Genomic DNA, 23,936 nt, shown 5'->3' with positions numbered 1-23,936 from the left:
GTTTTTTAATGGTTATTTAGACGAATATTCGTTTACTTCAAAGGTCAAGATATTGTTGAAAATCACATAATCCTTCCGGCTGGAAAACGGCCCTTTGTTATTGTCATGCTTATCAATCGCATATTTCGACGACCCGCTCCCGGCGTCTTTTTGATCATACCAGCTGATAAAGTCATTTACCTCATCCATCGACAGGTCAAATTCCTTCTCAAGACCATTCGTCATGGTGATGACGAGCAACGCGCGGTCACCTGATGACTGATCCGGAGTTGGTTCCGGGGTGGTGGGAGTTTCCGGTGTTTCGGTGTCTGGTGTTGAATCTTCTGGGGTGTACATTTCGACTGTTTTTAATGCAAGGTCTCCATTAGATATTCTGCCCCCAATGATATAGATATCATTTCCAACTGTAGCAGCAGTAGCTAAACATCTTGCGCTGTTTAAGGATTTGAACTCTTCAATCGAATCATTAGAAGGATCATAGACTTGTGTTGTTGCAGTTGCTTTATCTCCAGGAATTACTCCACCCATAATATATATTTTCCCATTTAGAGTGGTTACTGATGTAAAAGTTAATTCACTAATCAAATTTTGTTTTTTTGTCCAAGAGTCTGTTTCAGGGTTATATTCATAAAGAGTTTTAAACATTTTTTCCTTGGTGTAAGCACCATTCATTCCACCGACTGCATAAATTTTTCCATTTAGAGAAGCGGTGTTGGTACCGATAGCACGAACAGGCATATTATTTTTTTTTGTCCACTTTTTTGTGTTTATATCATAACTATAATTTTTACCGTCTAATATTACGTATATTTTTTTATCAATAACTTCCGCAGAAGTATAATTCCCCGACTCAGGTAAATCAGGAGCATTTTCCCAAGAATCGGTAGCAGGATCATATACCTCTACGGTATTAAAGAAATGAAAACCATCCTTTTGTCCTCCGATGACATAAATTTTCCCGTCAACAACGGCAGCAGCTGCTGCGTATCTTGCAGTAGGCATATCAGCCTTTTGAGTCCACGTATTCTTTCTAGGATCATAAACAAAAGTTTCTTTTTTATTGGGTACATTACCACCGAAAATATAAATTTTCCCATTATAAACAGCGGTAGCAGCTTTATAACGAGCTTCAGGCAAATCCGCCTTCGCCACCCAACCATTCGTCTCCTCACCAGCATCCTCCGCCGATGCGGGAATATACCCCGTCACATAGCTGAGCAGCACAATGACGCATACTAAAAAAAAGTTTCTTTTCAAACATATCTCTCCTTATCCATAATTTCAGCATTCTTTTATATCGGCTGACCGGCGCTTTTTTTAATAGAATCGGATTGTGATGAGCGGTATAGCAGCGCACATAAAAAAACACCTCTTGATAAATCTCTCATCAAGAGGTGTGTCTTTTATCAGTTTGAATATTAATACGACACAGACGCATCTGCAGAACTATCCGTCCCGTCGGGAGTTGTGTCTGAGCTGTCAGTCGATGATTCGCTTGCATCAGCGGTTGCATTCGGATAGAGGTGTTGGGTCAGTTCACTTTGAACGTTCGCCAGGTTTTGGTCATCCGGTTCAAAATAGTACACGCCGGCAAGCGTCAGGTCTTGTCCGGTAATGCTTAACGTTTCAATATCATTGCCTTCAAATCCGCTGTAGATTTGCTGGAGGGCGAGCGCTTGCGTGATTCTGAAGTTTGTTTGAATATTTTTGCTTGCTTTTTGGGCGATCGTATCGATTTTCGCCAGGTTTTGCGGCTTGGAAATCTGATCGAGCGCCGCTTTGAGGATTTGCTTCTGCCTGTCGTTTCTGCCGAAGTCTCCCCGTTTATCCTGCTTTCTCATCCTGGCGTAGGCCAGCGCTTCTTCACCGTTTAAATGCATGTTGCCTTTTTTGAAGTAGATTCTTTTCGATTTGGACACATCGCTTTTTTCGTCAAAGTCAAACGGCACGTCAACATCGATGCCGCCGATTTCGTCGATGACCTCTTTGAAGCCGTCAAAATCGACCGTCGCATAATAGTCGATCGGAATGCCGAGAAAATCCTCGACCGTCTCGATCGTTTCTTCTTTGCCGCCTTTCGCATAGGCCGCGTTAATTTTCGTTTTTGTACCGGATGTGTCACTGGCCAGCTGGACTCTCGTATCCCTAGGAATACTGAGCATTTTCATCGTTTTTTGCTTAGGATCAAGCGTGACGACAATCAGGGAGTCCGACCGTCCGTGGTCTCCGTCTGTCGCATAGTCTTCAATCCCCATGAAAAGAATGGAAAAAGGCTTTTTCTTAATATCGACGACTTCATCGCGAAGCTTTGACTTTTCTCCCCGTTCCAGTTGTTCGTAAGTGTCGTCTGCGGCAGAGATCGTGTTGAAAATCTTGTAAATGCCCACTCCGCCGATTACAAGAAGTGCGAGCAGAATCAGGACCATCATCCGTTTAAACAGCTTTCTTTTTTTACTCTTTTTTTTCCGCACTCTCACTTTTATACGCTCAGCCATATATTAATCTCCTTTAATTATTAAAAGCTTCTTCCAGATAGACCTGAATGCCTTCTCTATTCTCACTCTTGCCATTTGTTAATTCCGTTATCCATTCAGTAAAGGCCTGTTTTTCGTTTTCCTTTACATATGTTTCAAACTCAACGTCATCGGCATAGTGAACGTCTTTTATTTTATACGGCGACTCGCGAAGCTCGTTTTCCAGCTTCCCGATCCACGTGTAGCCGACAGTGGTGTGCATCACCCGCATCAATGTGCGTTCGACAACCCCGACATGGTTCAGCCCTTCTGATACGGATTTTCCGTAAGCCCGTATCAAACCCCCGGCGCCCAGTTTAATGCCGCCGAAATAGCGCGTAACGACCGCGCATGTATCTTTTAAATTGCGTTTTTTTAATACTTCAAGCATCGGAACTCCTGCTGTTCCGCTCGGTTCCCCATCATCGTTTGCTTTTTGAATCTGATCGTTTTCACCGATGACATATGCGGAACAATTATGAGTCGCATTCCAATGCTGTTTTTTTATATCATGAATAAAATTTTGCGCTTCTTCCTCAGTACTGACACGGGTTAGATGACAAATGAACCGGGATTTTTCGATCACGATTTCATGCGTCCCTTCTCCGGAAACAGTAAGATAGCTTTGCAGCATCCCCGTTTACCTCCTGACAATCCGTGCTGATGTTCTTAAATAACGAACAGACTTAGAATTTTGACGCGTATTTTGTTATGATTAAATAGATATGGATGAGAGACCATAAATAAACCAAAAAAAACAGAATACGCATTCTTTCATTATAATTCGACACGAATTTCAGTTCAATGAAAATTATGATAAAACTACATGACAATGCTGTTACGGAGGGAAAATGGGTGAGTGTTTCCAAAATGGACTCCAAAGTCTTAGATTCAATCATTATGAAGATGTTAAAAACGGTTGACGGGAGCAAGGACGAAGTCTTTCAAATCGGCGAGCAGTCCCGTCAGCAATACGAAGGCTTAGTGGAAGAGCTGAAGCAGATTAAACAGCAAGTCAACGAAGTCATCGATCTCGGAGACAGGCTTGAGGTGCATGCGCGCCATGCCCGAAACCGCTTGTCAGAGGTCAGCCGCAACTTTCATAAATTTAGCGAAGAAGAAATTCGCGAGGCTTATGAAAAAGCGCACAAGCTGCAAGTCGAGCTGACAATGATCCAGCAGCGGGAAAAGCAGCTGAGAGAAAAGCGCGATGATTTGGAACGGAGGCTGTTGGGCCTTCAGGAAATCATCGAGCGCTCTGAAGGGCTTGTCAGCCAAATTACTGTCGTCTTGAACTATTTAAATCAAGATCTGCGCCAGGTGGGCGTCCTTCTGGAGGATGCGCAGGCCAAACAGGATTTCGGACTGCGGATCATTGAAGCGCAGGAGGAAGAAAGAAAAAGAGTCTCCCGGGAAATACACGACGGACCGGCGCAAATGCTCGCCAACGTCTTAATGAGATCGGAATTGATCGAGCGCATTTTCAGGGATAAAGGAACGGATGAAGGCTTCCAGGAAATCAAAAACCTCCGTCAAAACGTCCGCAATGCCCTTTATGAAGTGAGACGGATTATTTATGATTTAAGGCCGATGGCTTTAGATGATTTAGGATTGATTCCGACGCTCAGAAAATACTTGAATACAATCGAAGATTATCATGGAAAAGCGAAAATTCATTTCCAATGCATCGGAGAATCTGAAGACAGGCGAATTGCGCCGCGATTTGAGGTGGCACTGTTCCGCCTTGCCCAGGAAGCGGTCACAAATGCCTTAAAACACTCCGAATCAACAGAGATCCATGTTAAAGTAGAAATAACAAAAGATTTTGTGACACTGATCATTAAAGACAATGGAACAGGCTTTGATATAAAAGAAGTGAAAGGCAACAAAAACAAATCTTTTGGTCTTCTTGGCATGAAAGAGAGAGTCGATTTGCTCGAAGGTTCGATGACAATAGATTCGAAAATAGGTCTCGGGACATTTATTTTGATCAAAGTTCCGCTTTCTTTGTAAAGGTAACTGTAAAATAGAGACAAAAGACATATTGACCATAAAAGCGGTGTATAGAACAATGAGAATGGGGAGGCGTAGCTTGTGACTAAAGTAAATATTGTAATTATTGACGATCATCAGTTATTCCGTGAAGGTGTAAAACGGATTTTGGACTTCGAACCTACCTTTGAGGTAGTAGCCGAAGGAGACGACGGTGATGAAGCAGCTCGCATTGTCGAGCACTATCATCCTGATGTTGTGATCATGGATATCAACATGCCGAATGTAAACGGAGTGGAAGCGACAAAACAGCTGGTCGATCTTTACCCGGAATCAAAGGTTATTATTTTATCCATTCACGACGATGAAAACTATGTAACACACGCATTAAAAACAGGAGCACGCGGCTATCTTCTGAAAGAAATGGATGCCGACACACTGATTGAAGCCGTAAAAGTAGTGGCTGAAGGCGGATCTTACCTTCACCCTAAGGTTACGCACAATCTTGTCAACGAATTCCGGCGTTTGGCAACAAGCGGGGTATCAGCGCATGCCCAGCATGAAGTGTATCCGGAAATTCGCAGACCGCTTCACATTTTGACGAGAAGGGAATGCGAGGTTTTACAGATGCTCGCAGACGGAAAAAGCAACCGCGGCATCGGTGAATCATTATTTATCAGCGAAAAGACGGTTAAAAACCATGTCAGCAACATCCTGCAGAAAATGAATGTAAACGACAGAACTCAAGCTGTCGTCGTGGCCATTAAAAACGGCTGGGTAGAAATGAGATAATAGTGGACTTGCCATCAGGCAGGTCTTTTCTTTTTCTTGAAAATCAAATTTTATAATGAAAAACGACTGCTTTTCTTTTAAAATAGATAAGAGTATCTTTCATAAGGAAGGTTTATTTCATGAAAACAGCAGTAGTAACAGACAGTACAGCTTATATCCCCAAAGAACTGCGGGATCGCTATGATATTCATATGATACCGCTCAATGTTATTTTTGGCGAGGCTTCATACAGGGAAGAGATTGATATGAGCTGGAAGGATTATTATAAAGAAGTAAAAGCCCATCAAAATCTCCCGACGACTTCACAGCCGGCATACGGAGAAATGATCTCTCTCTATGAGAAGCTTGCTGCGTCGTATGATGCGGTCATCAGCATCCATCTCTCCAGCGGAATCAGCGGAACGTTTAACAGCGCTGTATCCGCGGGCGGAATGCTTGATGATATTAAAGTGTATCCGTTCGATTCGGAAATCAGCTGCATGGCGCAGGGCTTTTATGCGATCGAAGCGGCTGAGATGGCGGAAAAAGGGGCGGCTCCCGAAGACATCCTCAGCCATTTGGAGCACATGAAAATCTCGATGAGGGCTTATTTCATGGTCGACGATCTTTCCCATCTGCAAAGGGGAGGGCGGCTCAGCGGCGCTCAGGCGTTTGTCGGAAGCCTTTTAAAAGTAAAGCCGATTCTCCATTTTGAAAATAAGTTGATCGTGCCTTTTGAAAAGATCCGGACGAGAAAAAAAGCGTTAAACCGTTTGTATGAGCTTTTCGGCGAGGATGCCGGAAAAGGCAAACCGCTCAGAGCGGTCGTGATTCACGCCAACCGCGAAGAGGAAGCCGATCAAATCATTGCAAAGCTGTCACAGCAATATCCTCATGTCGAATTTTATAAAAGCTACTTCGGCCCTGTAATCGGCACACACCTTGGTGAAGGGGCAATGGGCATTGCCTGGTATATAGTATAATGCTAATCTCCGTTTTTAGAAAAACGGGGATTTTTGCATTTTGAGCCGTTTTCAGACCGCTGTTTTTCGATTTTCCCGATTTTACAAGAAAACGGGAATGATAGATACTGAATGCGTGATTGGAGGTGGTCTGAATCGAACATGAGGCATCCGCATATACCGGCAACCTGCAGGCTCTTCTGGAGGCGCGCCAGCTTCTGAAAAGCGAGCTTCCCTTTCCGGACAGCGCCGTAGAATGGCATATACAAAACGGACTCATCAAGGCTGAAACACCGATTCAAAAAACGGCAAAGGGCTTGATCTGCATGAGGTGCGGCCAGCGCGATCCGTCACGTTTTGCGCAATATCCTTGTTTAATATGCCAAAAAGACTGTGTATACTGCCGTTTCTGCGTAATGATGGGAAGGGTGAGCGAATGCACGCCGCTTTTGACATGGACAGGCGGCGGTTCTTCGGCATGGCCGCCGGTCAGCATGACCTGGAAAGGTGTTCTTTCGGCCGGACAGGAAAAAGCGGCGCGAATGATTGTCGATGCCATCCGCCAAAAAGAGCAGCTTTTAGTCTGGGCGGTTTGCGGTTCAGGCAAAACAGAAATACTTTTTCAAGGAATTGAGTTTGCGCTAAACAAAGGTTTAAGGGTATGCATCGCCACGCCGAGAACGGATGTAGTGCTGGAGCTCGCCCCGCGGCTGCAGACCGCATTTAAAGGATTGGACATCGCCGTATTATATGGCGGAAGTCCGGACAGAGGGAAGCTTGCACCGCTTGTCATCTCAACAACCCATCAGCTTCTCCGCTATAAAAAAGCATTTGATGTGATCATCATCGATGAAGTCGACGCTTTTCCATTTTCTCTTGACCAAACACTGCAATATGCTGTTCAAAAAGCGCAAAAACCGCAAAGCGCCCGCATCTATTTAACCGCCACCCCATCGGAAGAAATGAAACGAAGCGCTGAAAATGGCAAGCTCCGCACTGTGCAGATACCCTCCAGATATCACCGCAAGCCATTGCCTGAGCCTGTTATGAGGTGGTGCGGGAACTGGAAGAGAGGACTCGACAAGGGAAAACTGCCGCCCGTAATAATGCAATGGCTTTTCAAGCATAAAGAGCTGCAGCAGCCGGTTTTTTTATTTGTTCCCTCGATTCCAATTCTCAAATCAGTGTCATTCCTATTAAAAAAAGCGCAATTCCAAGTCGAGAGCGTTTATGCAGACGACCCCGGCAGAAATGAGAAAGTCGGGCTGTTCAGAGAAGAAAAGCTTGATGTACTGGTGACGACAACCATTTTGGAAAGGGGAGTGACGGTCAGAAAAGTCCAGGTCGGGGTGCTCGGTGCGGAGTCGGCCGTCTTTAGCGAAAGCGCGCTTGTCCAAATCGCCGGCAGAGCCGGCAGACACCCGCAGTTTCCTTGGGGAGACGTCTGTTTTTTTCACTTTGGCAAAACAAAGAGCATGAATGCGGCCTGCCGCCATATTCGCGATATGAATAAATTGGCTAAAAAGGAAATATTGGTTGACTAGTCCGATATTCATGGTACAGTATACTCATGATATGAAAATTGAGGAGCGGTGCCGGAATGTTAGTCAATGCAAAAGAAGCTGTTTTGGAAGAATTGTTTGATCAGTATATCGACCAGCTGCATATGGATTGCATGTGCGAAAGGTGCAAAGAAGATGTTCTCGCCCTTGCTTTAAACGCGGTCAAGCCAAAATATGTCACAGATGCGTCAAAGCTAACTTACATCAAAGCAGAGCTAGTTGATAAACAAAAAAATACGTCCATGCTTGTCACCTTGGCTGAAGCCGCAAGAAAGGTGAATGAAAATCCGTATTGCGAAAATCAACAGAAAGGAAGAGGATGAGCTGAATTGTTTAATCTGTGAAGCGCCTCTTTCACATTCTCTTTCATGGCGTGTCTTGTTCTTTTTGCGAACGGAAGAAAAGATATGTCGGGAATGTAAAGAGAGCTTTAACAAGATCGAAGGAACCGTATGCCGCAAATGCGGCAGGCCGCAGGACAGTGAAAGGCTCTGCCGGGATTGTTTAAAATGGGAAGCCGATCCGAAAACACGCTCACTTCTCAAGCAAAACCGCTCCGTTTATCTGTACAACTCTTTTATGAAAGACGCGCTCGCCCGCTTTAAGTTCAGAGGCGATGCCGAACTTGTCTTCGCTTTTGCCCCATCATTTATCCGCGCCTTTCAAACATACTGCCGCCATTCTCATCCCATACTCGTGCCGATTCCTTTAAGCGAGGAACGCAAAATCGAGAGAGGCTTTAATCAGGCGGAGCTGCTTGCTTCCTTATTAAAAAGACCCGTCATCCATCCATTGATCAGAACGGAAAATGAAAAACAATCCAAGAAAAGCAGAGCGGAGCGCCTTAAAGAAAAAAACGTCTTTCAAACGGACAAAGGATCTGTAAAGGGTCTCCATGTCATGCTGATTGACGATTTGTATACGACCGGCGCAACTCTCCACCATGCAGCCCGGTGCCTGAAGGTTGACGGAGGAGCCGATTTGGTATCATCTTACACATTAATTCGAAGCTAAATCATTTCTTTTCCCTGCCGATATATAAATTAGAATTTAAGGATAGGGGTCAAAGTTTATGAATCAATTGGCGAATTGTCCAAGATGTAATGCATTGTTTATGAAAAGCAGCTTTCAAACCGTTTGCCATTCATGTCTCAAAGAAGAAGAACGTTCATTTGAAAAGGTATATAAATTTCTGAAGAAGCAGGAAAACCGCCAGTCTACGATGATTCAAATCGTGGAAAAAACCGGGGTTGAGGAAGAGCTGATTCTGAAATTTATCAGGCAGAAACGCATCCATATTTCCAATTTCCCGAACCTTGGCTATCCATGTGAAAGATGCGGCACCTTGATTCGTGAAGGCCGTTATTGCAAGCCTTGTGATGAAGACCTGGCTTCGCAAATGAGTCAATTGGATCAGTTGGAACAGCTTGAAAAACAGAAAACGAATAGTTCCAAAGGCACATACTATACCATTCAGCCCAAAAATGATTGATTCCCTAAACTACCTTGCAGCTCAGACGATAAAATGAGTATGATCATAGACAAACTATGACGGAAAGTGAGAGGAATCCCATGAAAATCAATCAATACGGAACACAATCTGTTCATTCTTATCATAAATCTTTTGAAAAACAAACGCCATCTGCACAGGCGGCAGCCAAGCAGGAAGATAAAGTCGAAATTTCTGCAAAAGCAAAGGAGCTCCAGCAAGGTCCTGCTTTAATGAAGGAACGCCAGGAGAAAATTGCCCAGCTGAAGGCAGCCGTGGAAAATGGGACATACAAGGTAGACGGCAAAGGCATCGCTGAAAAAATGGTTCATTTTTATAAGGAAAAATAAGAAGGGAGGAAGACGTTTAGTGAAACGGGTGATTGAAGAGCTGGAGCGCTTGTGCGTTTTGCATGAGCATCTTTTGACGCTGTCCGAACAAAAAACGGAGGCGCTGAAGACAAATGAGATTAAAGAGCTTTCAGAAATCGTGACGAAACAACAAAAGTATGTGCAGGCAATTGAACAAACGGAGCAATCCCGCATTGAAGCGACGAAAGGCTGCCTCGGAAGCACGGATGCCACCATCAGCGCATGTATCAGCGCAGCTGAAGGAGATGAAAAAAGGACGCTTGAACAGTTATTCGCCAAGCTCTCCAAGCTTCTCATCCGTTTAAAGGATGTGAACGACTTGAATAAGCAGCTGACGTTTCAGTCGCTTCAATTCATCTCGCTCACCTTTGACTTGCTTATGCCGAAAGAAGGCGGTTCGAACTATGGAAAAGATCAGCAGCCAAATCAATTAGGCAGCGGGACAAAACGGCTTTCTTTATTCGATTCAAAAGCGTAAAACGGAGGGGAAAAGATGACAAATCCAACTTTTTTAGGGCTGGAAATCGCCAAAAGAGGGTTGTCTGCACAGCAGTCCGCTTTAAGCGTCACATCAAACAACATCTCAAACGCCAATACCGAGGGCTATACAAGACAGCGCGCCACATTTAAATCGACAACACCTTACCCGACGGTATCAATGAATTCCATCGGTCTTGCCGGACAGATGGGGACAGGCGTCGAGGTCGGCACGGTAGAACGGGTCAGAGACAGCTTTCTCGACTATCAATACCGGACGCAGAACACGAATGTCGGATACTACAATGCGAAGGCCGATGCCTATGAACAAATGGAAGGCATTATGAATGAGATGAATGGGACAGGCTTGAACAGTGTTCTTAATTCCTTTTGGAATTCGATTCAGGAATTGACGAACAATGCACACGAACCAAGCGCACGTTCGGTTGTCGCCCAAAAAGGAAAGGCGGTAGCCGAGACGTTTAACCATTTGTATGAATCGTTGACAACCGTTCAAACCAATTTGGGGGATCAGATTGAACAAGATGTTTTGTCAATTAATTCCGTCCTTTCACAGCTGAACAGTGTGAACGACCAAATTGCACAGGTCGAGCCGAACGGCTATTTGCCGAATGATTTGTACGATAAGCGGGATATGCTGCTTGATCAGCTGTCTTCAATGGTCAATATCAAAGTCAGCTACAGTAAATCGGGAGGCAATCCACAAGCTGGGGCCCAAGGAATTGCTTCCGTTGAAATTCTTGACAGCAATGGTCAGTCTCTCGGGAAAATTCTTGACGGGCCAAATTTCACAACTGCGAATGTGAAAGTCAACTATGACAATGACACGAACCTTGTGACAAGCGTTTCAATCGGCGGCACGGACATCGGCATCGATTCATTTACCAGCAAAGGTTCGCTTCTGGGCTTAATCGAATCTTACGGCCACATGTCCAGTGGCGAAGAGAAGGGTGTATATCCTGAAATGCTTGCCGACCTTGATGAGATGGCCCTCGCATTCGCAAAGGAATTCAATACAGTCCATCAAAACGGATATACTTATTCCGGTGATCCTGGCGGCGCGTTCTTTGAATTCACCGGCGGAGAGGCCGAACCTGCCAAAGGAGCCGCTGCTAAAATCAAAGTGGCCGATGATATCATGGATTCCAAGGGAGAAAATATCGCCGCATCTCTGAACGGTGAGACGAGCGATAACTCAAATGCGACAAATCTGGCGGAGGTCTTTACGAAAAAGTTTCAGATCGGTGAGAAAACAACGACGGTTTTAGACTATTACGCCGGTATGATCGGAGAAATGGGTGTGCAAGGACAAGAAGTCAACAGGCTTCTTGCGAATTCGGAGACGCAGCTCAATTCAGCCGAATTAAACCGGCAGTCGGTGAGTGCTGTTTCACTCGACGAAGAAATGACGAACATGGTCCAATTTCAGCATGCTTATAATGCAGCGGCGCGAATGATCACGCTGCAGGATGAAATCCTCGATAAGATTATTAACGGCATGGGTGTCGTAGGAAGGTAGGTAAAGAGCGATGCGGGTAACCCAAGGCATGATCGCAAAAAATTCTTTGCGCTACATCAGCTCCAGCTACGGAAAGCTGGATAAGCTGCAAACACAGATTTCAACAGGGAAAAAAATCACGAAGGCGTCGGACGATCCGATCGTCGCGATGAAAAGCCTGAAATACAATACACAGCTGTCTCAGGTTGAGCAATACAAAAGCAATGTTTCCCAAGCATTCACATGGCTTGAAAACACGGAAACGAACATAACTGAAGGTATTGACATCATGGGGCAAATCAGGGACAAGATTGTCAATGCGAAAAATGATACAAATGGTGACACAGAGTTAAAGGCCATCGGAGTCGAAATCGGCCAATTAAAGGAACAGCTGATTCAAGTCGCCAATACACAGGTCAATGGCCGCTACCTATTCAATGGAACGAACTCGGATGTCGCTCCAATCGTAAAAAATGCGGACGGCACTTATACGTATAATTTTGAAAGCTATACAAGTTCTTCAGATGTGAACATTAATGTCTCTCCAAATGCAACATTAAATGTGAACTCAAACCCGAACTCGGCTTTCGGCGGAAAATCAGACAGCGGGCAAAATGTCTTTGAAATGCTGTCGTCTCTTGAAGATGCGTTGAATTCGAATTCCTTGGATGATATGGACGCTGTCATAGCAGATATTGACAAATTTACCGGTCAAATGAGCGCGGAACGGTCTGATGTAGGAGCGCGCTATAATCGGCTTGAATTGATCGAAACAAGGCTGGGCGTACAAGAAGAGACTTCAACAAAAGTGTTGTCAGACAATGAAGATGTTGAACTTGAAGAAGTCATCACAGACTTTATTACACAGCAAAGCGTGCACAGAGCGGCGCTGTCCGTAAACGCGAAAATTGTTCAGCCGACATTAGTTGACTTCTTAAAATAAAAGCGACTCTTTTGGAGTTGCTTTTTTTCGGCAAAAGGAGGTAGCTAGCATGCAAATACCAAGGTTGATCATGCAAAATACACCGGGACGAATCGGGTTGACGACGACACCGCCGGACATAAAAATCGAACAGCCGCAAGCCGATGTGAAAATCGAGCAGCCGCCGGCGGAATTAAAGATATCAACCACGCCTTCAAAGCTTACGATTGACCAGACGAAAGCCTGGGAAGACTTAGACAGGAAGCATATTTTCAAAAGAATTGAAGAGGCCGCCCAGCAAGGCCATCAAGATTGGCTTGACGGACTCGCGAGAACCGCTGAAGAAGGGGACGAACTGATGAGGATCGAAAATGAAGGCGATCCGATCGCCGATCAGGCGAGAAGAAACACCGAGCCTGAACCGATTCAGATCGGTGTCCATTTCACACCGGAGTTCTCAAGAGTGAAAATCGATTATACACCATCAAAAGTTGATATTCATGCGGTGCCGCACAAACCGGTCATTGAAGCGAAGCCTAATCAACCGGTGATTGAATATACACCCGGCAATGTAAAGGTTGACATGCTTCAATATCCGGAGTTAAAAATAGATGTGGAGTATCCGCAGCAAAAGTAATCAGCAAAGGATCGTGAACGATGATCATTAAAACGAAATACCACGGTGAAATGCCTATTAATGAAGAGCAAATTTTGGTGATGGAAAACGGGATTCCCGGCTTTGTCGATGAGAAAACATTTGTCATCCTGCCGCTTTCCGAAGATTCCCCGTTTCTTGTCCTCCAATCGACGGCAACTGAAGAACTCGCGTTTATCGTCGCCAGCCCGTTCATCTTTTTTAAAGAATACGGGTTTGACCTTGACGATGCCACGGCTGAGCTTCTTGAAATTGAGAAGGTCGATGATGTCGAAGTGATGGTCATTTTGACGATTGAAGATCCATTTGAAAAAACGACAGCCAATCTGCGTGCGCCGATTATTGTCAATCGCACCAATAAGCGCGCGAAGCAAGTCATTTTGCACGACACCTCTTATACGACAAAGCACTTGATAGGAGGATCCCCATGTTAGTCTTAACGCGCAAACTGAATGAAGCGATCCAGATCGGCGCCGATATTGAAGTGAAGATCGTTGCCGTTGAGGGAGACCAGGTCAAAATCGGCATCAGCGCTCCCAAGCATATCGATATTCACCGCAAGGAAGTCTATTTGTCGATTCAGGAAGAAAACAGCCGGGCCGCTTCCATCTCCAACGACTTTCTCGCTCTCTTGTCCTCACAAAAAAAGTGAGGATTTTTTTCATTTTTAAGCTAAACAAACTATCCTCCACTCCGATATAAAGGATGTAGCAGGACAAGGGTGAACGCGATACCCGGAAACTGCCGCAACGATGCACATGGACGTGCTCGACACCCATTTCAAGGAGGAAAACAAAATGAGAATCAACCACAACATCGCGGCGCTGAACACGCACCGCCAACTGACTGCTGGTTCAAACGCTGCCAGCAAAAACATGGAGAAACTATCTTCTGGTCTTCGCATCAACCGCGCTGGTGACGACGCTGCCGGACTTGCGATTTCCGAAAAAATGCGCGCGCAAATCCGCGGCTTGGACATGGCTTCAAGAAACGCCCAAGACGGCATTTCTCTTATCCAAACAGCTGAAGGTGCATTGAACGAAACACACAGCATCCTTCAACGCATGAACGAGCTTGCAACACAAGCGGTCAACGACACAAACACGGACACTGACCGTGCCGAGCTGCAAAAGGAAATGGATCAGCTTGCATCTGAAGTCAAAAGAATTTCAACTGACACCGAGTTCAACACGAAAAACCTGATTGACGGATCAGCAAAAGACCTGACATTCCAAATCGGTGCCAACCAAGGACAAACAATCAGCCTGTCTATCAACAAAATGGATGCTGAAACTTTGAAAGTTGGAACGGATTTCAAAGTTTCACAAACAACGAATCCAGGAGATACTATTACAAGCACTGATGGCACTGTCACTGGAACTTGGAGTAACACTGTAGTTGGTACTGTCACAACTGCTGCTGATGGAACAAGCTCAATGGCTTATACTGATGTAGATGGTACTACTGCGGTTACTGCTACATTTGATGCGAACGGAGCAGATGGTGCGGGTTACTATGACGGTACTAATCTTGTATATGCAGCAGATAAAGCACTTTCTAATAACGCCAAAGTAGATGTTAAAAAATCAGGCTACTATGATGCTTCTGGGGAATTAGTTTACCAGGCAGATAAAGCATTTAAGAATGGAGAGGTAGTAACAAAAGGTATCGACATCTCTTCTAAAGATGCTGCATCAACAGCTTTAACTACAATTAAAACTGCAGTTGACACTGTATCTGCTGAGCGTGCGAAACTTGGTGCGGTGCAAAACCGTCTTGAGCACACAATCAACAACCTTGATACATCTTCTGAAAACTTGACGGCTGCTGAGTCTCGTATCCGTGACGTAGACATGGCGAAAGAAATGATGTCTTACACGAAAAACAACATCCTGACTCAAGCTTCTCAAGCAATGCTTGCGCAAGCGAACCAACAGCCTCAAGGCGTACTTCAATTATTACGTTAATCGGACTAAAAAAGACTCTGGCGACAGCCGGGGTCTTTTGCTTGTCAGCCCTGGTTTTTCGATAAAACCTTGGCTGACAAGCTTTTTTTGTATGAATGTATTTTCATAAATTATCCATATTTATTGGAAGGTAAATGGAAGAAACGTGTTTAATTGATATATTGAAGACATAAAAAGGGGGAGTTAAATGATGAATGTTAAAAAAGCTTGTGTTTCCATGCTTTCGGTTTCCGCGCTCGCTTTATCAATGAGCGGACCCGCTTTTGCCGCTGAGCAGCCGCAGCCTCAAGCAGCGGCCGTAAAATCAGCCGTTTTGAAACCGGCAAGCATTGAAACCGTCGGGGCATGGAACAAGTCCATTTCAACGACAGGCGGAGAAGTGACGTTGGACACGGTGTACTGCAAATACGATACGATCCTGACGATCAGCGGCTTTCAGGAAGCGCAAGGCACTTCCGCCAGAGTCAGATACCAGCTCAGGGAGAAAATCAGCAGCTATGAAGTCGGCCCCGTCATCAGCTATGTCGATGTCACAAATGTGAACGGTTATTATTCAAGAGCATTCGCCACGAGCGTTTTATCGACTGATAAGACATACGTGATTCAAGCTGTCAACAATACATCTGCTCCAGTTACATTGAGAGGAAACGCTATCCTCTACTATGAATAAGAGACATCCGGACAGATCTTGTTTCTGTCCGGATTTTTCATGATAAGCCTCGAAAACAGAACCTCCGCAAAACGGCGGCCTCCAAAATCCGCAGCCATTCCTTTAGCAAATCCATGATACAATGAAAAAATCAGCTTCATTTTAAAATCGATTTTTCAAGTGAAACCAAACAAGTTTTTTTCCAATAAATATTGAACTTGACTAAACCTAACCGATATAAACGATAGATCAAAGCATGGGGGATGAAATAGATGTCAATTGAGAGCGTCCATTCGATTTCCGACCGGATTATGAATGCTTATCAGTTAAAGGCGGCGAATCCTGTTGAGGAACAGGAGCGAGGGAATTCAGCTGAGTACGAAGTTTCTTTTCCGGAACTGCAGAAGACGGTTGAGGGAGCAAATCGCCTGCTGGAACCAACACAAATTCACCTTCAGTTTGAACTTCATGAAAAATTAAATGAATATTTTGTTAAAGTAGTAGATAATAAAACGAACGAAGTCATCCGGGAAATTCCGCCTAAAAAATGGCTCGATTTCTACGCGGCGATGGCTGAGTTTATGGGCTTGATTGTTGATAAATCTTTATAATAAAGGAGAGAATGCGTGATGGTAACAAGAATTACCGGGCTTGCCAGCGGAATGGATATAGATTCTATGGTTGAAAATTTGATGAGGGCGGAGCGAACGCCTCTGGACAAGCTCAATCAGAAGAAACAGCGCTTAGAATGGCAGCGCGACAGCTACCGCGACATCAACAAGAAACTTGAAGAGTTCTCTAAATATGTCTTTGATAATATGATCCTATCTACAAACTACAATAAAAAAACGGTTTCAAGTTCAGATACATCAAAAGTGACGGCCAAGGCGGTCAATGCAGAAAACAATGTCACAACACAAATTAAGGTGGGAAACCTTGCGACCGCGTCTACATATAAGTCGACAGGTACGATTAATTACACCGCAGGTTCAGCCCGAACGCTGACTTTTAACGTTACGAAACCGGGAGAGACGAAATCCAGCCCGGTCAGCATCAAAATATCCAGCTCGGATACCCTCGACCAGGTCGTATCTAAAATCAACAGCTCTGGGCTTGGCGTAACTGCGATGAAAGAAAATATTAAAAATGCAGCCGGTGATTATGTCGAAACGATCGCTTTAACGTCCAATGCGACAGGCGCCGGCGGGGTGATTCAGGCGGCTGATTCTGCGACGGCAAGCTTTATGTCGGATCAGCTCGGTTTCACGCTCGATGCCTCCAACAACCTGACAGCCAGCACAGAAGGCGTTGACGCCGTCATCACCTTCAACGGCCTTGAGATGAAAAAGTCATCAAATACCTTTAATGTCAATGGTGTAGAGTACACGCTCACCGGTGTGACGGGAATCGCCGACACAGACACACCAGTGACCATTTCAACCGCCACCGATGTAGACGGGATTTATGACAGCATCAAAGAATTTGTCGACAAATACAATGAACTGGTCGACGAAATCAATTCAAAGCTGAACGAAAACAAGTACAGAGACTATCAGCCTTTGACTGACGAGCAAAAGAAGGCAATGTCAGAGGATGAAATCAAACTGTGGGAAGAAAAGGCGAAAAGCGGATTGCTTCGCAACGACTCCATTTTGTCAGGCAGCACCAACGCGATGCGGGCTAAGATGTACGAAAGCGTATCTGTCAATGGACAGACCCTGCAGCTGGCCGAATTCGGCATTACGACAACAAGCATCTATTCTTTGCGCGGGCATTTGGAAATCGATGAAGATAAACTGAAGGAAAAAATCGCTGAAGACCCTCAGGCTGTCGTCAATTTATTTAAAGCGGACGGCGTGACATCAGGGGAAAAAGGGATTGCCAGACGACTCCGGGAAACCTTGGAGGACACGGTTAACCAAATCGAGAAAAAAGCCGGAAATTCCGGTTTGGCATCTTCTCAATATATTTTGGGCAAAAGTCTGTCATCTGTCGAAAACAGCATCTCCGATATGGAAAACCGTTTAAAAGATATCGAAAACCGTTACTATAACAAGTTCACCGCGTTGGAGACGGCGATTCAAAAAATGAATTCTCAATCTGAATACATCAGCCAGATGTTTAGCGCATCATAATATGGAGGATCAAAACAATGGCGATTAACAACCCTTACGCAGCTTACCAGCAAAATTCAGTAAACACCGCTTCCCCCGGGGAGTTAACGCTCATGCTGTATAACGGCTGCCTGAAATTTATTAAAAAAGCTCAGCAGGGAATTGAGCAGGGCGACATGGAAATGAAAAATGAAAACCTGGTAAAGGCGCAAAATATCATCCGGGAATTGAACATCACCCTTGACAGAAGCATCGAAATAGGCGAATCGATGGCGGCCATGTACGAATACATTTACCGACGCCTGGTGGATGCCAATATTCATAATGATCTCGACATCCTGCGCGAAGCCGAGGGGTATGTCATTGAGTTTCGCGATACGTGGAAAGAGGTCATGCAAATCGAACGGCAGGGCCGGCACGGATCAGGCGGGCAGGCATGATGAGCAGAACAGAGCTCATATACAGCGAAACGAAAAACATGCTGTCAGAGATCAAGGGTGCCCCGGAAACTGATGAGCTGCTTCAGACCATTGAAGACTTTCTGGCGAAGCGGGAGGACTTGCTCAAAGAGATCAAGCTTCCCCTTTCTACTGAAGAAAAACACCAGATGGCTCAAGTGATGGAATGGGATCCATTGATTGTTGATGAGCTGAAAAGGCTGCAGCAGGCCGTCAAACAAGAGCTGATCCAAGTGAAGAAGAAGCGCACCCTGCACAATACGTATATGAACCCATACAACAATATCACGATCGACGGCCGCTATTATGACAAGCGCAAATAGGTGAGACATTTGACAAGCACCGAGGATTATATGCTTTTAACAACGTATTATCAGCTTTTGTTTACGATTGAAGAAGGGTTTTGCTATTTGATCGAGGCGAATCAAAACTTGGAGAAGACGGAAGGGGAGCGGATTTTTAACGATTTGATCTATGCTTTTTTTCAATTGGATTCATCGCACACGGTTCTGCTTTCAATAGTGGAGACAAGCTGTGTCAAATCGTCCATTCGTTTCTTTGACAGGGTCTTCCGCGAGTTTGACCGTCTGATTTATCACAATTATCCTTCCGCTGAGTTTCACCACGATTTGATCAACCGTTTTTTACCGCTTTACCGAAAATGGATGAATGCGATTCATCAATGCATGAGACCGTATGTGATCCATTGATGGCCATACGCCCGGCAGCATGTCGGGTGTATGGCCGTTTTGTTTAGAAAGGGAGGGGCTTTGTCCGAGTTTCGAAAGTAACGTTCTGATTTCTTCCGTTCCTGCATATATCTAGGATTCCAAAAGGGAATTTACATCGGTGACATCTTGAAGGACAAAATTCGTCAAAATTCACGGATTTTTCACATAATTTTTACGTTTATGCAGGATTTCAGAAGGGAAAAGGAGAAATGTATTTACATATCCTTAATATAAAGGAGGCGTTCTTTTGATGGAGTACAACGTCAGAGGAGAAAACATTGAGGTAACGGCAGCGTTAAGAGAACACGTCGAGAAGAAAATTGGAAAGCTGGAGCGTTATTTTGAAAATAACGTCGATGCGATTGTCCAGGTCAACTTGAAATTTTACAATGATCAGGAATCAAAGGTTGAAGTGACAATTCCAATGACAGACCTCTCTCTCCGTGCGGAAGTTCATCACGAAGATATGTACACAGCAGTAGATCTAGCAGTAAACAAACTGGAACGTCAAATTCGCAAGCATAAAACAAAAGTGAATCGCAAATTTCGCGAAAAGGGTTCTCCGAAATATGTATTTGCGGAAGGGAACGGCATCGGCACCGCTCTCCATGAGGAAGCAACAGATGATGAACAGCCGCAGGTTGTCCGTCAAAAGCGTTTTAACTTAAAACCGATGGATAATGAAGAAGCGATTTTACAAATGAATATGCTTGGACACAGCTTCTATGTCTTCACGAACGCCGAAACCAATCTGACCAATGTGGTTTATCGAAGAAACGACGGAAAGTACGGTTTGATCGAACCGAATGAATAAAGAATGAGCAGCACCCCTCTCGGTTGCCCCGCAGAGGGGATTTTTCCGTTGATCTGCGGTAAATTGTTTGGAAATGACAAAAGGTGTGATATGATAATTGATATATATAAATCACTGTTTAAACAAGGAAAATTACAGAGGAGCGTTATTCTATGCTTGGAATTTTAAATAAAGTGTTTGATCCGACAAAACGCACGCTCAGCCGTTATGAAAAGAAGGCGAATGAGATTGATGCGCTCAAAGCGGAGATGGAAAAGCTTTCTGATGAAGCGCTGAAACATAAAACGATCGAGTTTAAAGAACGGCTTGAGAAAGGCGAATCGGTTGATAACCTTTTAACAGAAGCGTTTGCCGTCGTCAGGGAAGCCTCCCGGCGCGTCACCGGCATGTTTCCGTTTAAAGTTCAGCTGATGGGGGGGATTGCCCTTCATGAAGGAAATATCGCCGAAATGAAAACGGGGGAAGGTAAAACATTGACTTCCACGATGCCCGTTTATTTAAACGCGCTTTCCGGAAAAGGCGTCCACGTCGTGACGGTCAACGAATACCTGGCAAGCCGCGACGCCGAAGAGATGGGGCAAATCTTTCAATTTCTCGGACTGACGGTCGGTTTGAACTTGAACAGTCTGTCAAAAGACGAGAAACGCGAGGCTTATGGCGCCGATATTACGTATTCGACCAACAATGAGCTCGGCTTTGACTACTTGCGGGACAACATGGTTCTTTATAAAGAGCAGATGGTTCAGCGTCCGCTTCATTTCGCGGTCATCGATGAAGTCGATTCGATCTTGATTGATGAGGCGAGAACACCGCTGATTATTTCCGGACAAGCGGCCAAATCGACGAAGCTTTATGTGCAGGCCAACGCGTTTGTGCGGACATTAAAAGCTGAACAGGACTACACATACGATATTAAAACAAAAGCTGTTCAGCTGACGGAAGAAGGCATGACAAAGGCGGAAAAAGCGTTTGGCATCGAAAACCTGTTCGATGTCCGCCATGTGGCATTAAACCACCATATCGCCCAGGCGTTAAAAGCGCATGCGGCGATGCATAAAGATGTTGACTATGTCGTGGAAGAAGGACAGGTTATCATCGTCGATTCCTTTACAGGTCGTCTGATGAAGGGCCGCCGCTACAGCGACGGACTCCACCAGGCGATTGAAGCGAAGGAAGGGCTGGAAATTCAAAATGAAAGCATGACGCTTGCGACGATCACCTTCCAAAACTACTTCCGGATGTATGAAAAGCTGGCCGGTATGACGGGTACGGCGAAGACGGAAGAAGAGGAATTCCGCAACATCTACAACATGCAGGTTGTGACGATTCCGACGAACAAGCCGATTGCCCGGGATGACCGTCCTGATTTGATTTACCGAACGATGGAAGGCAAATTTAAAGCGGTCGCCGAGGATGTCGCCCAGCGCTATATGGTCGGACAGCCGGTTCTTGTCGGCACCGTTGCGGTCGAAACGTCTGAATTGATTTCCAAGCTTCTGAAAAACAAGGGAATCCCGCATCAGGTGTTGAACGCGAAAAACCATGAACGCGAAGCGCAGATCATTGAAGACGCCGGCCAAAAAGGCGCGGTGACGATCGCGACGAACATGGCGGGACGCGGAACGGACATCAAGCTTGGCGAAGGTGTCAAAGAGCTTGGAGGGCTTGCGGTTATCGGGACCGAGCGCCATGAATCGCGCCGGATTGACAACCAGCTCCGCGGACGCTCAGGACGTCAGGGAGACCCCGGGATCACGCAATTTTATCTGTCAATGGAAGATGAATTGATGAAGCGGTTCGGAGCCGAGCGGACGATGGCGATGCTCGATCGTTTCGGGATGGATGATTCGACACCAATCCAAAGCAAGATGGTGTCAAGAGCGGTCGAATCCTCACAAAAACGTGTCGAAGGAAACAACTTTGACGCCCGTAAGCAGCTTCTGCAATATGACGATGTCCTCCGCCAGCAGCGCGAGGTCATCTACAAGCAGCGCTTTGAGGTGATTGATTCCGACAACCTCCGCTCCATCGTCGAAGACATGATCAAATCTTCACTGGAACGGACCGTCGCTTCGTTCACTCCGAGAGAGGAGCTGCCTGAAGAGTGGAATCTCGACGGGCTCGTCGAACTGATCAATGCGAACTTCCTTGATGATGGGCTGCTTGAAAAGAGCGACATTTTCGGAAAAGAGCCTGAGGAAATCACAGAGCTTGTGTTTGACAGGATCAAAACGAAATACAATGAAAAAGAAGAGAGATACGGCGCAGAACAAATGCGCGAATTTGAAAAAGTGATCGTTCTTCGCGAAGTGGATACGAAATGGATGGATCATATTGACGCGATGGATCAGCTCCGTCAAGGCATTCATCTGCGGGCATACGCCCAGACAAATCCGCTCCGTGAATATCAGATGGAAGGCTTCGCCATGTTTGAAAACATGGTCGCCGCCATCGAGGATGACGTTTCAAAATTCGTCATGAAGGCTGAAATTGAAAACAACCTTGAGCGCGAAGAGGTTGTTCAAGGACAGACGACAGCCCATCAGCCGCAAGAAGGCGATGAGGCCAAACAGGCGAAGAAAAAACCGGTCCGCAAAGCGGTCGATATCGGCCGAAACGACCCGTGTTACTGCGGAAGCGGAAAAAAATATAAAAACTGCTGCGGAAGAACAGAATAAAAAGAGGTGTGCGCCTCTTTTTATTTTGCTCCGGCTTGAATACATGATGAGGTGAAGAACATGGAATTAGTTGAAATCAGACAGGAACTTGAAAATATGGCTACTCGATTAGCGGACTTTAGGGGGTCTCTTTGACCTCGAAGCAAAGGAAGCGAGAATTAAAGAATTAGAAGAGCAGATGGCTGACCCTGACTTTTGGGGTGATCAGCAAAAAGCGCAGACGATCATCAATGAAGCGAATGGCCTAAAAGACTATGTCAACACATACAAAGATTTAAGCGAGTCGCATGAAGATCTGCAAATGACGCACGATCTTTTAAAAGAAGACCCGGACCCTGATCTTCAGGCTGAACTCGTAGACGAGCTGAAAAGCTTGACAAAGCGGTTCAATGAATTTGAGCTGCAGCTATTGTTAAGTGAGCCGTATGATAAAAACAATGCGATCCTTGAGCTTCATCCGGGCGCCGGCGGAACCGAATCCCAGGATTGGGGCTCCATGCTTCTCAGAATGTATACGAGATGGGCTGAGCGCCGCGGATTTAAAGTGGAGACACTTGATTACCTCCCCGGCGATGAAGCGGGAATCAAGTCCGTCACACTTTTGATCAAAGGACATAATGCATACGGTTATTTAAAAGCGGAAAAAGGCGTGCACAGGCTCGTCAGGATTTCTCCGTTTGACTCCTCAGGCCGCAGGCATACGTCGTTCGTTTCCTGTGATGTCATGCCTGAATTCAATGAAGAAATTGATATCGAGATCCGCACGGAAGATATTAAAGTCGATACGTACCGGGCGAGCGGAGCGGGCGGACAGCACGTCAATACGACGGACTCGGCCGTCCGTATCACCCACTTGCCGACAGGGGTCATCGTCACATGCCAAACAGAACGTTCGCAAATTAAAAACCGCGAGCGCGCGATGAAAATGCTCAAATCAAAGCTGTATCAGCGCAGAATTGAGGAGCAGCAGGCACAGCTCGATGAAATTCGCGGCGAACAAAAGGAAATCGGCTGGGGAAGCCAGATCCGTTCATATGTTTTCCATCCGTATTCTCTTGTCAAAGATCATCGCACCAATACGGAAATGGGGAACGTGCAGGCTGTCATGGACGGTGACATCGATTCGTTCATTGATGCATACTTGCGTTCAAAGCTGTCCTAAATGAATGAGACACATCCATATCGGATGTGTCTTTTTTTGATGCGGCTAAACCTGTCAGCGTTTGTCCATGATAAGTCGTAAGAGCGGGACAACCTTTGCTCCTCTGCCGCTTTATCCGATTAACACGTTA

General features: G+C 45.4%; 27 protein-coding genes. 24 read left to right on the top strand and 3 right to left on the bottom strand.

The window, feature by feature from the left end; genetic code table 11:
* Nucleotides 1–12: 12 nt before the first annotated feature.
* The 3 genes from ACINLD_RS15990 to ACINLD_RS15980 all read right to left on the bottom strand — a co-directional run bounded on the left by ACINLD_RS15990 (nucleotide 13) and on the right by ACINLD_RS15980 (nucleotide 3,147).
* Complete coding sequence (locus ACINLD_RS15990) at nucleotides 13–1,257, bottom strand: Kelch repeat-containing protein (RefSeq protein ID WP_410207066.1); 1,245 nt, start codon at nucleotides 1,255–1,257, stop codon at nucleotides 13–15.
* Between the two features lie 161 nt (nucleotides 1,258–1,418).
* The gene (locus ACINLD_RS15985) at nucleotides 1,419–2,495 is read right to left on the bottom strand and encodes an LCP family protein (RefSeq protein WP_026588950.1); all 1,077 of its coding nucleotides are present in this window, start codon (nucleotides 2,493–2,495) and stop codon (nucleotides 1,419–1,421) included.
* A 13-nt stretch (nucleotides 2,496–2,508) separates the two neighbouring features.
* Nucleotides 2,509–3,147 (bottom strand): YigZ family protein, encoded by a 639-nt coding sequence (locus ACINLD_RS15980; RefSeq protein ID WP_026588949.1) that lies wholly within the window; start codon nucleotides 3,145–3,147, stop codon nucleotides 2,509–2,511.
* Between the two features lie 221 nt (nucleotides 3,148–3,368).
* Between ACINLD_RS15980 and ACINLD_RS15975 the strand changes: the two genes are divergently transcribed.
* From ACINLD_RS15975 to prfB, 24 genes are all read left to right on the top strand, one after another.
* Nucleotides 3,369–4,526: a sensor histidine kinase gene (locus ACINLD_RS15975; RefSeq protein ID WP_026588948.1), complete on the top strand. Its 1,158-nt coding sequence runs from the start codon at nucleotides 3,369–3,371 to the stop codon at nucleotides 4,524–4,526.
* 81 nt (nucleotides 4,527–4,607) lie between these two features.
* Nucleotides 4,608–5,297, top strand: a complete 690-nt coding sequence (gene degU, locus ACINLD_RS15970) for a two-component system response regulator DegU (RefSeq protein ID WP_026588947.1) — start codon at nucleotides 4,608–4,610, stop codon at nucleotides 5,295–5,297.
* A 119-nt stretch (nucleotides 5,298–5,416) separates the two neighbouring features.
* On the top strand, nucleotides 5,417–6,259 hold the full coding sequence (locus ACINLD_RS15965) for a DegV family protein (RefSeq protein WP_026588946.1): 843 nt from the start codon (nucleotides 5,417–5,419) through the stop codon (nucleotides 6,257–6,259).
* Nucleotides 6,260–6,666: 407 nt separating this feature from the next.
* Nucleotides 6,667–7,782, top strand: a complete 1,116-nt coding sequence (locus ACINLD_RS15960) for a DEAD/DEAH box helicase (RefSeq protein WP_372708878.1) — start codon at nucleotides 6,667–6,669, stop codon at nucleotides 7,780–7,782.
* Between the two features lie 56 nt (nucleotides 7,783–7,838).
* Nucleotides 7,839–8,123, top strand: coding sequence for a late competence development ComFB family protein (locus ACINLD_RS15955; protein WP_026588943.1), 285 nt, complete (start codon nucleotides 7,839–7,841; stop codon nucleotides 8,121–8,123).
* On the top strand, nucleotides 8,080–8,814 hold the full coding sequence (locus ACINLD_RS15950) for a ComF family protein (protein WP_035428518.1): 735 nt from the start codon (nucleotides 8,080–8,082) through the stop codon (nucleotides 8,812–8,814). Before ACINLD_RS15955 ends, ACINLD_RS15950 begins: the two co-directional genes overlap by 44 nt.
* 58 nt (nucleotides 8,815–8,872) lie before the next feature.
* Complete coding sequence (locus tag ACINLD_RS15945) at nucleotides 8,873–9,292, top strand: TIGR03826 family flagellar region protein (RefSeq protein WP_026588941.1); 420 nt, start codon at nucleotides 8,873–8,875, stop codon at nucleotides 9,290–9,292.
* A gap of 80 nt (nucleotides 9,293–9,372) precedes the next feature.
* Nucleotides 9,373–9,639 (top strand): flagellar biosynthesis anti-sigma factor FlgM, encoded by a 267-nt coding sequence (gene flgM, locus ACINLD_RS15940; protein WP_026588940.1) that lies wholly within the window; start codon nucleotides 9,373–9,375, stop codon nucleotides 9,637–9,639.
* 19 nt (nucleotides 9,640–9,658) lie between these two features.
* Nucleotides 9,659–10,138, top strand: coding sequence for a flagellar protein FlgN (locus tag ACINLD_RS15935; protein ID WP_026588939.1), 480 nt, complete (start codon nucleotides 9,659–9,661; stop codon nucleotides 10,136–10,138).
* 15 nt (nucleotides 10,139–10,153) lie between these two features.
* Entirely contained in the window at nucleotides 10,154–11,677 is a 1,524-nt protein-coding gene (gene flgK, locus ACINLD_RS15930) for a flagellar hook-associated protein FlgK (protein ID WP_077736082.1), read from the top strand.
* Nucleotides 11,678–11,687: 10 nt separating this feature from the next.
* Nucleotides 11,688–12,599 (top strand): flagellar hook-associated protein FlgL, encoded by a 912-nt coding sequence (gene flgL / locus ACINLD_RS15925; protein WP_026588937.1) that lies wholly within the window; start codon nucleotides 11,688–11,690, stop codon nucleotides 12,597–12,599.
* 49 nt (nucleotides 12,600–12,648) lie between these two features.
* A complete protein-coding gene (locus tag ACINLD_RS15920; protein ID WP_077736083.1) occupies nucleotides 12,649–13,215 on the top strand; it encodes a DUF6470 family protein in 567 nt (188 codons plus the stop codon).
* 20 nt (nucleotides 13,216–13,235) lie between these two features.
* Nucleotides 13,236–13,667 carry a flagellar assembly protein FliW gene (fliW, locus tag ACINLD_RS15915; protein WP_077736084.1) on the top strand — a complete coding sequence of 144 codons (432 nt, stop codon included), beginning with the start codon at nucleotides 13,236–13,238 and terminating at the stop codon, nucleotides 13,665–13,667.
* Nucleotides 13,661–13,885, top strand: coding sequence for a carbon storage regulator CsrA (csrA, locus tag ACINLD_RS15910; protein ID WP_026588934.1), 225 nt, complete (start codon nucleotides 13,661–13,663; stop codon nucleotides 13,883–13,885). Before fliW ends, csrA begins: the two co-directional genes overlap by 7 nt.
* Nucleotides 13,886–14,030: 145 nt before the next feature.
* On the top strand, nucleotides 14,031–15,200 hold the full coding sequence (locus ACINLD_RS15905; RefSeq protein WP_077736085.1) for a flagellin: 1,170 nt from the start codon (nucleotides 14,031–14,033) through the stop codon (nucleotides 15,198–15,200).
* A gap of 190 nt (nucleotides 15,201–15,390) precedes the next feature.
* Complete coding sequence (locus tag ACINLD_RS15900; RefSeq protein WP_142246075.1) at nucleotides 15,391–15,870, top strand: hypothetical protein; 480 nt, start codon at nucleotides 15,391–15,393, stop codon at nucleotides 15,868–15,870.
* Between the two features lie 251 nt (nucleotides 15,871–16,121).
* On the top strand, nucleotides 16,122–16,460 hold the full coding sequence (flaG, locus tag ACINLD_RS15895; protein WP_026588931.1) for a flagellar protein FlaG: 339 nt from the start codon (nucleotides 16,122–16,124) through the stop codon (nucleotides 16,458–16,460).
* Nucleotides 16,461–16,478: 18 nt separating this feature from the next.
* Nucleotides 16,479–17,984, top strand: a complete 1,506-nt coding sequence (locus tag ACINLD_RS15890; protein ID WP_026588930.1) for a flagellar hook-associated protein 2 — start codon at nucleotides 16,479–16,481, stop codon at nucleotides 17,982–17,984.
* A gap of 17 nt (nucleotides 17,985–18,001) precedes the next feature.
* Nucleotides 18,002–18,403, top strand: coding sequence for a flagellar export chaperone FliS (gene fliS / locus ACINLD_RS15885; protein WP_026588929.1), 402 nt, complete (start codon nucleotides 18,002–18,004; stop codon nucleotides 18,401–18,403).
* A complete protein-coding gene (locus ACINLD_RS15880) occupies nucleotides 18,403–18,744 on the top strand; it encodes a flagellar protein FliT (protein WP_026588928.1) in 342 nt (113 codons plus the stop codon). The genes fliS and ACINLD_RS15880 overlap by 1 nt, the downstream gene beginning before the upstream one ends.
* 9 nt (nucleotides 18,745–18,753) lie before the next feature.
* On the top strand, nucleotides 18,754–19,131 hold the full coding sequence (locus ACINLD_RS15875) for a hypothetical protein (protein WP_026588927.1): 378 nt from the start codon (nucleotides 18,754–18,756) through the stop codon (nucleotides 19,129–19,131).
* Between the two features lie 271 nt (nucleotides 19,132–19,402).
* Nucleotides 19,403–19,966 (top strand): ribosome hibernation-promoting factor, HPF/YfiA family, encoded by a 564-nt coding sequence (hpf, locus tag ACINLD_RS15870; RefSeq protein ID WP_026588926.1) that lies wholly within the window; start codon nucleotides 19,403–19,405, stop codon nucleotides 19,964–19,966.
* Between the two features lie 152 nt (nucleotides 19,967–20,118).
* Nucleotides 20,119–22,644, top strand: coding sequence for a preprotein translocase subunit SecA (gene secA, locus ACINLD_RS15865; RefSeq protein WP_026588925.1), 2,526 nt, complete (start codon nucleotides 20,119–20,121; stop codon nucleotides 22,642–22,644).
* Nucleotides 22,645–22,704: 60 nt separating this feature from the next.
* Nucleotides 22,705–23,806, top strand: a protein-coding gene (gene prfB / locus ACINLD_RS15860) for a peptide chain release factor 2 (protein ID WP_142246076.1) whose coding sequence is annotated in 2 segments (ribosomal slippage) — nucleotides 22,705–22,776 and nucleotides 22,778–23,806 — 1,101 coding nt in all. Because the reading frame shifts where the segments join, the coding sequence is not laid out codon by codon here.
* Nucleotides 23,807–23,936 lie beyond the last annotated feature (130 nt).

This window comes from Bacillus sp. z60-11 (genome assembly GCF_046464135.1).
Lineage (GTDB): Bacteria > Bacillota > Bacilli > Bacillales > Bacillaceae > Bacillus > Bacillus sonorensis_A.
Note: the sequence above shows the minus strand (reverse complement) of the source record. Positions and strands in the feature narration are given on the sequence as shown.

Excerpts from the sequence above, each read along its gene's own strand:
- ACINLD_RS15985 (WP_026588950.1), bottom strand. The coding sequence starts at position 2,495 with ATGGCTGAGCGTATAAAAGTGAGAGTGCGGAAAAAAAAGAGTAAAAAA.
- ACINLD_RS15980 (WP_026588949.1), bottom strand. The coding sequence starts at position 3,147 with ATGCTGCAAAGCTATCTTACTGTTTCCGGAGAAGGGACGCATGAAATC.
- ACINLD_RS15965 (WP_026588946.1), top strand. The coding sequence starts at position 5,417 with ATGAAAACAGCAGTAGTAACAGACAGTACAGCTTATATCCCCAAAGAA.
- ACINLD_RS15955 (WP_026588943.1), top strand. The coding sequence starts at position 7,839 with ATGTTAGTCAATGCAAAAGAAGCTGTTTTGGAAGAATTGTTTGATCAG.
- ACINLD_RS15950 (WP_035428518.1), top strand. The coding sequence starts at position 8,080 with ATGAAAATCCGTATTGCGAAAATCAACAGAAAGGAAGAGGATGAGCTG.
- ACINLD_RS15945 (WP_026588941.1), top strand. The coding sequence starts at position 8,873 with ATGAATCAATTGGCGAATTGTCCAAGATGTAATGCATTGTTTATGAAA.
- flgM (WP_026588940.1), top strand. The coding sequence starts at position 9,373 with ATGAAAATCAATCAATACGGAACACAATCTGTTCATTCTTATCATAAA.
- flgK (WP_077736082.1), top strand. The coding sequence starts at position 10,154 with ATGACAAATCCAACTTTTTTAGGGCTGGAAATCGCCAAAAGAGGGTTG.
- flgL (WP_026588937.1), top strand. The coding sequence starts at position 11,688 with ATGCGGGTAACCCAAGGCATGATCGCAAAAAATTCTTTGCGCTACATC.
- ACINLD_RS15920 (WP_077736083.1), top strand. The coding sequence starts at position 12,649 with ATGCAAATACCAAGGTTGATCATGCAAAATACACCGGGACGAATCGGG.
- fliW (WP_077736084.1), top strand. The coding sequence starts at position 13,236 with ATGATCATTAAAACGAAATACCACGGTGAAATGCCTATTAATGAAGAG.
- csrA (WP_026588934.1), top strand. The coding sequence starts at position 13,661 with ATGTTAGTCTTAACGCGCAAACTGAATGAAGCGATCCAGATCGGCGCC.
- ACINLD_RS15905 (WP_077736085.1), top strand. The coding sequence starts at position 14,031 with ATGAGAATCAACCACAACATCGCGGCGCTGAACACGCACCGCCAACTG.
- ACINLD_RS15900 (WP_142246075.1), top strand. The coding sequence starts at position 15,391 with ATGAATGTTAAAAAAGCTTGTGTTTCCATGCTTTCGGTTTCCGCGCTC.
- flaG (WP_026588931.1), top strand. The coding sequence starts at position 16,122 with ATGTCAATTGAGAGCGTCCATTCGATTTCCGACCGGATTATGAATGCT.
- ACINLD_RS15890 (WP_026588930.1), top strand. The coding sequence starts at position 16,479 with ATGGTAACAAGAATTACCGGGCTTGCCAGCGGAATGGATATAGATTCT.
- fliS (WP_026588929.1), top strand. The coding sequence starts at position 18,002 with ATGGCGATTAACAACCCTTACGCAGCTTACCAGCAAAATTCAGTAAAC.
- ACINLD_RS15880 (WP_026588928.1), top strand. The coding sequence starts at position 18,403 with ATGAGCAGAACAGAGCTCATATACAGCGAAACGAAAAACATGCTGTCA.
- hpf (WP_026588926.1), top strand. The coding sequence starts at position 19,403 with ATGGAGTACAACGTCAGAGGAGAAAACATTGAGGTAACGGCAGCGTTA.
- secA (WP_026588925.1), top strand. The coding sequence starts at position 20,119 with ATGCTTGGAATTTTAAATAAAGTGTTTGATCCGACAAAACGCACGCTC.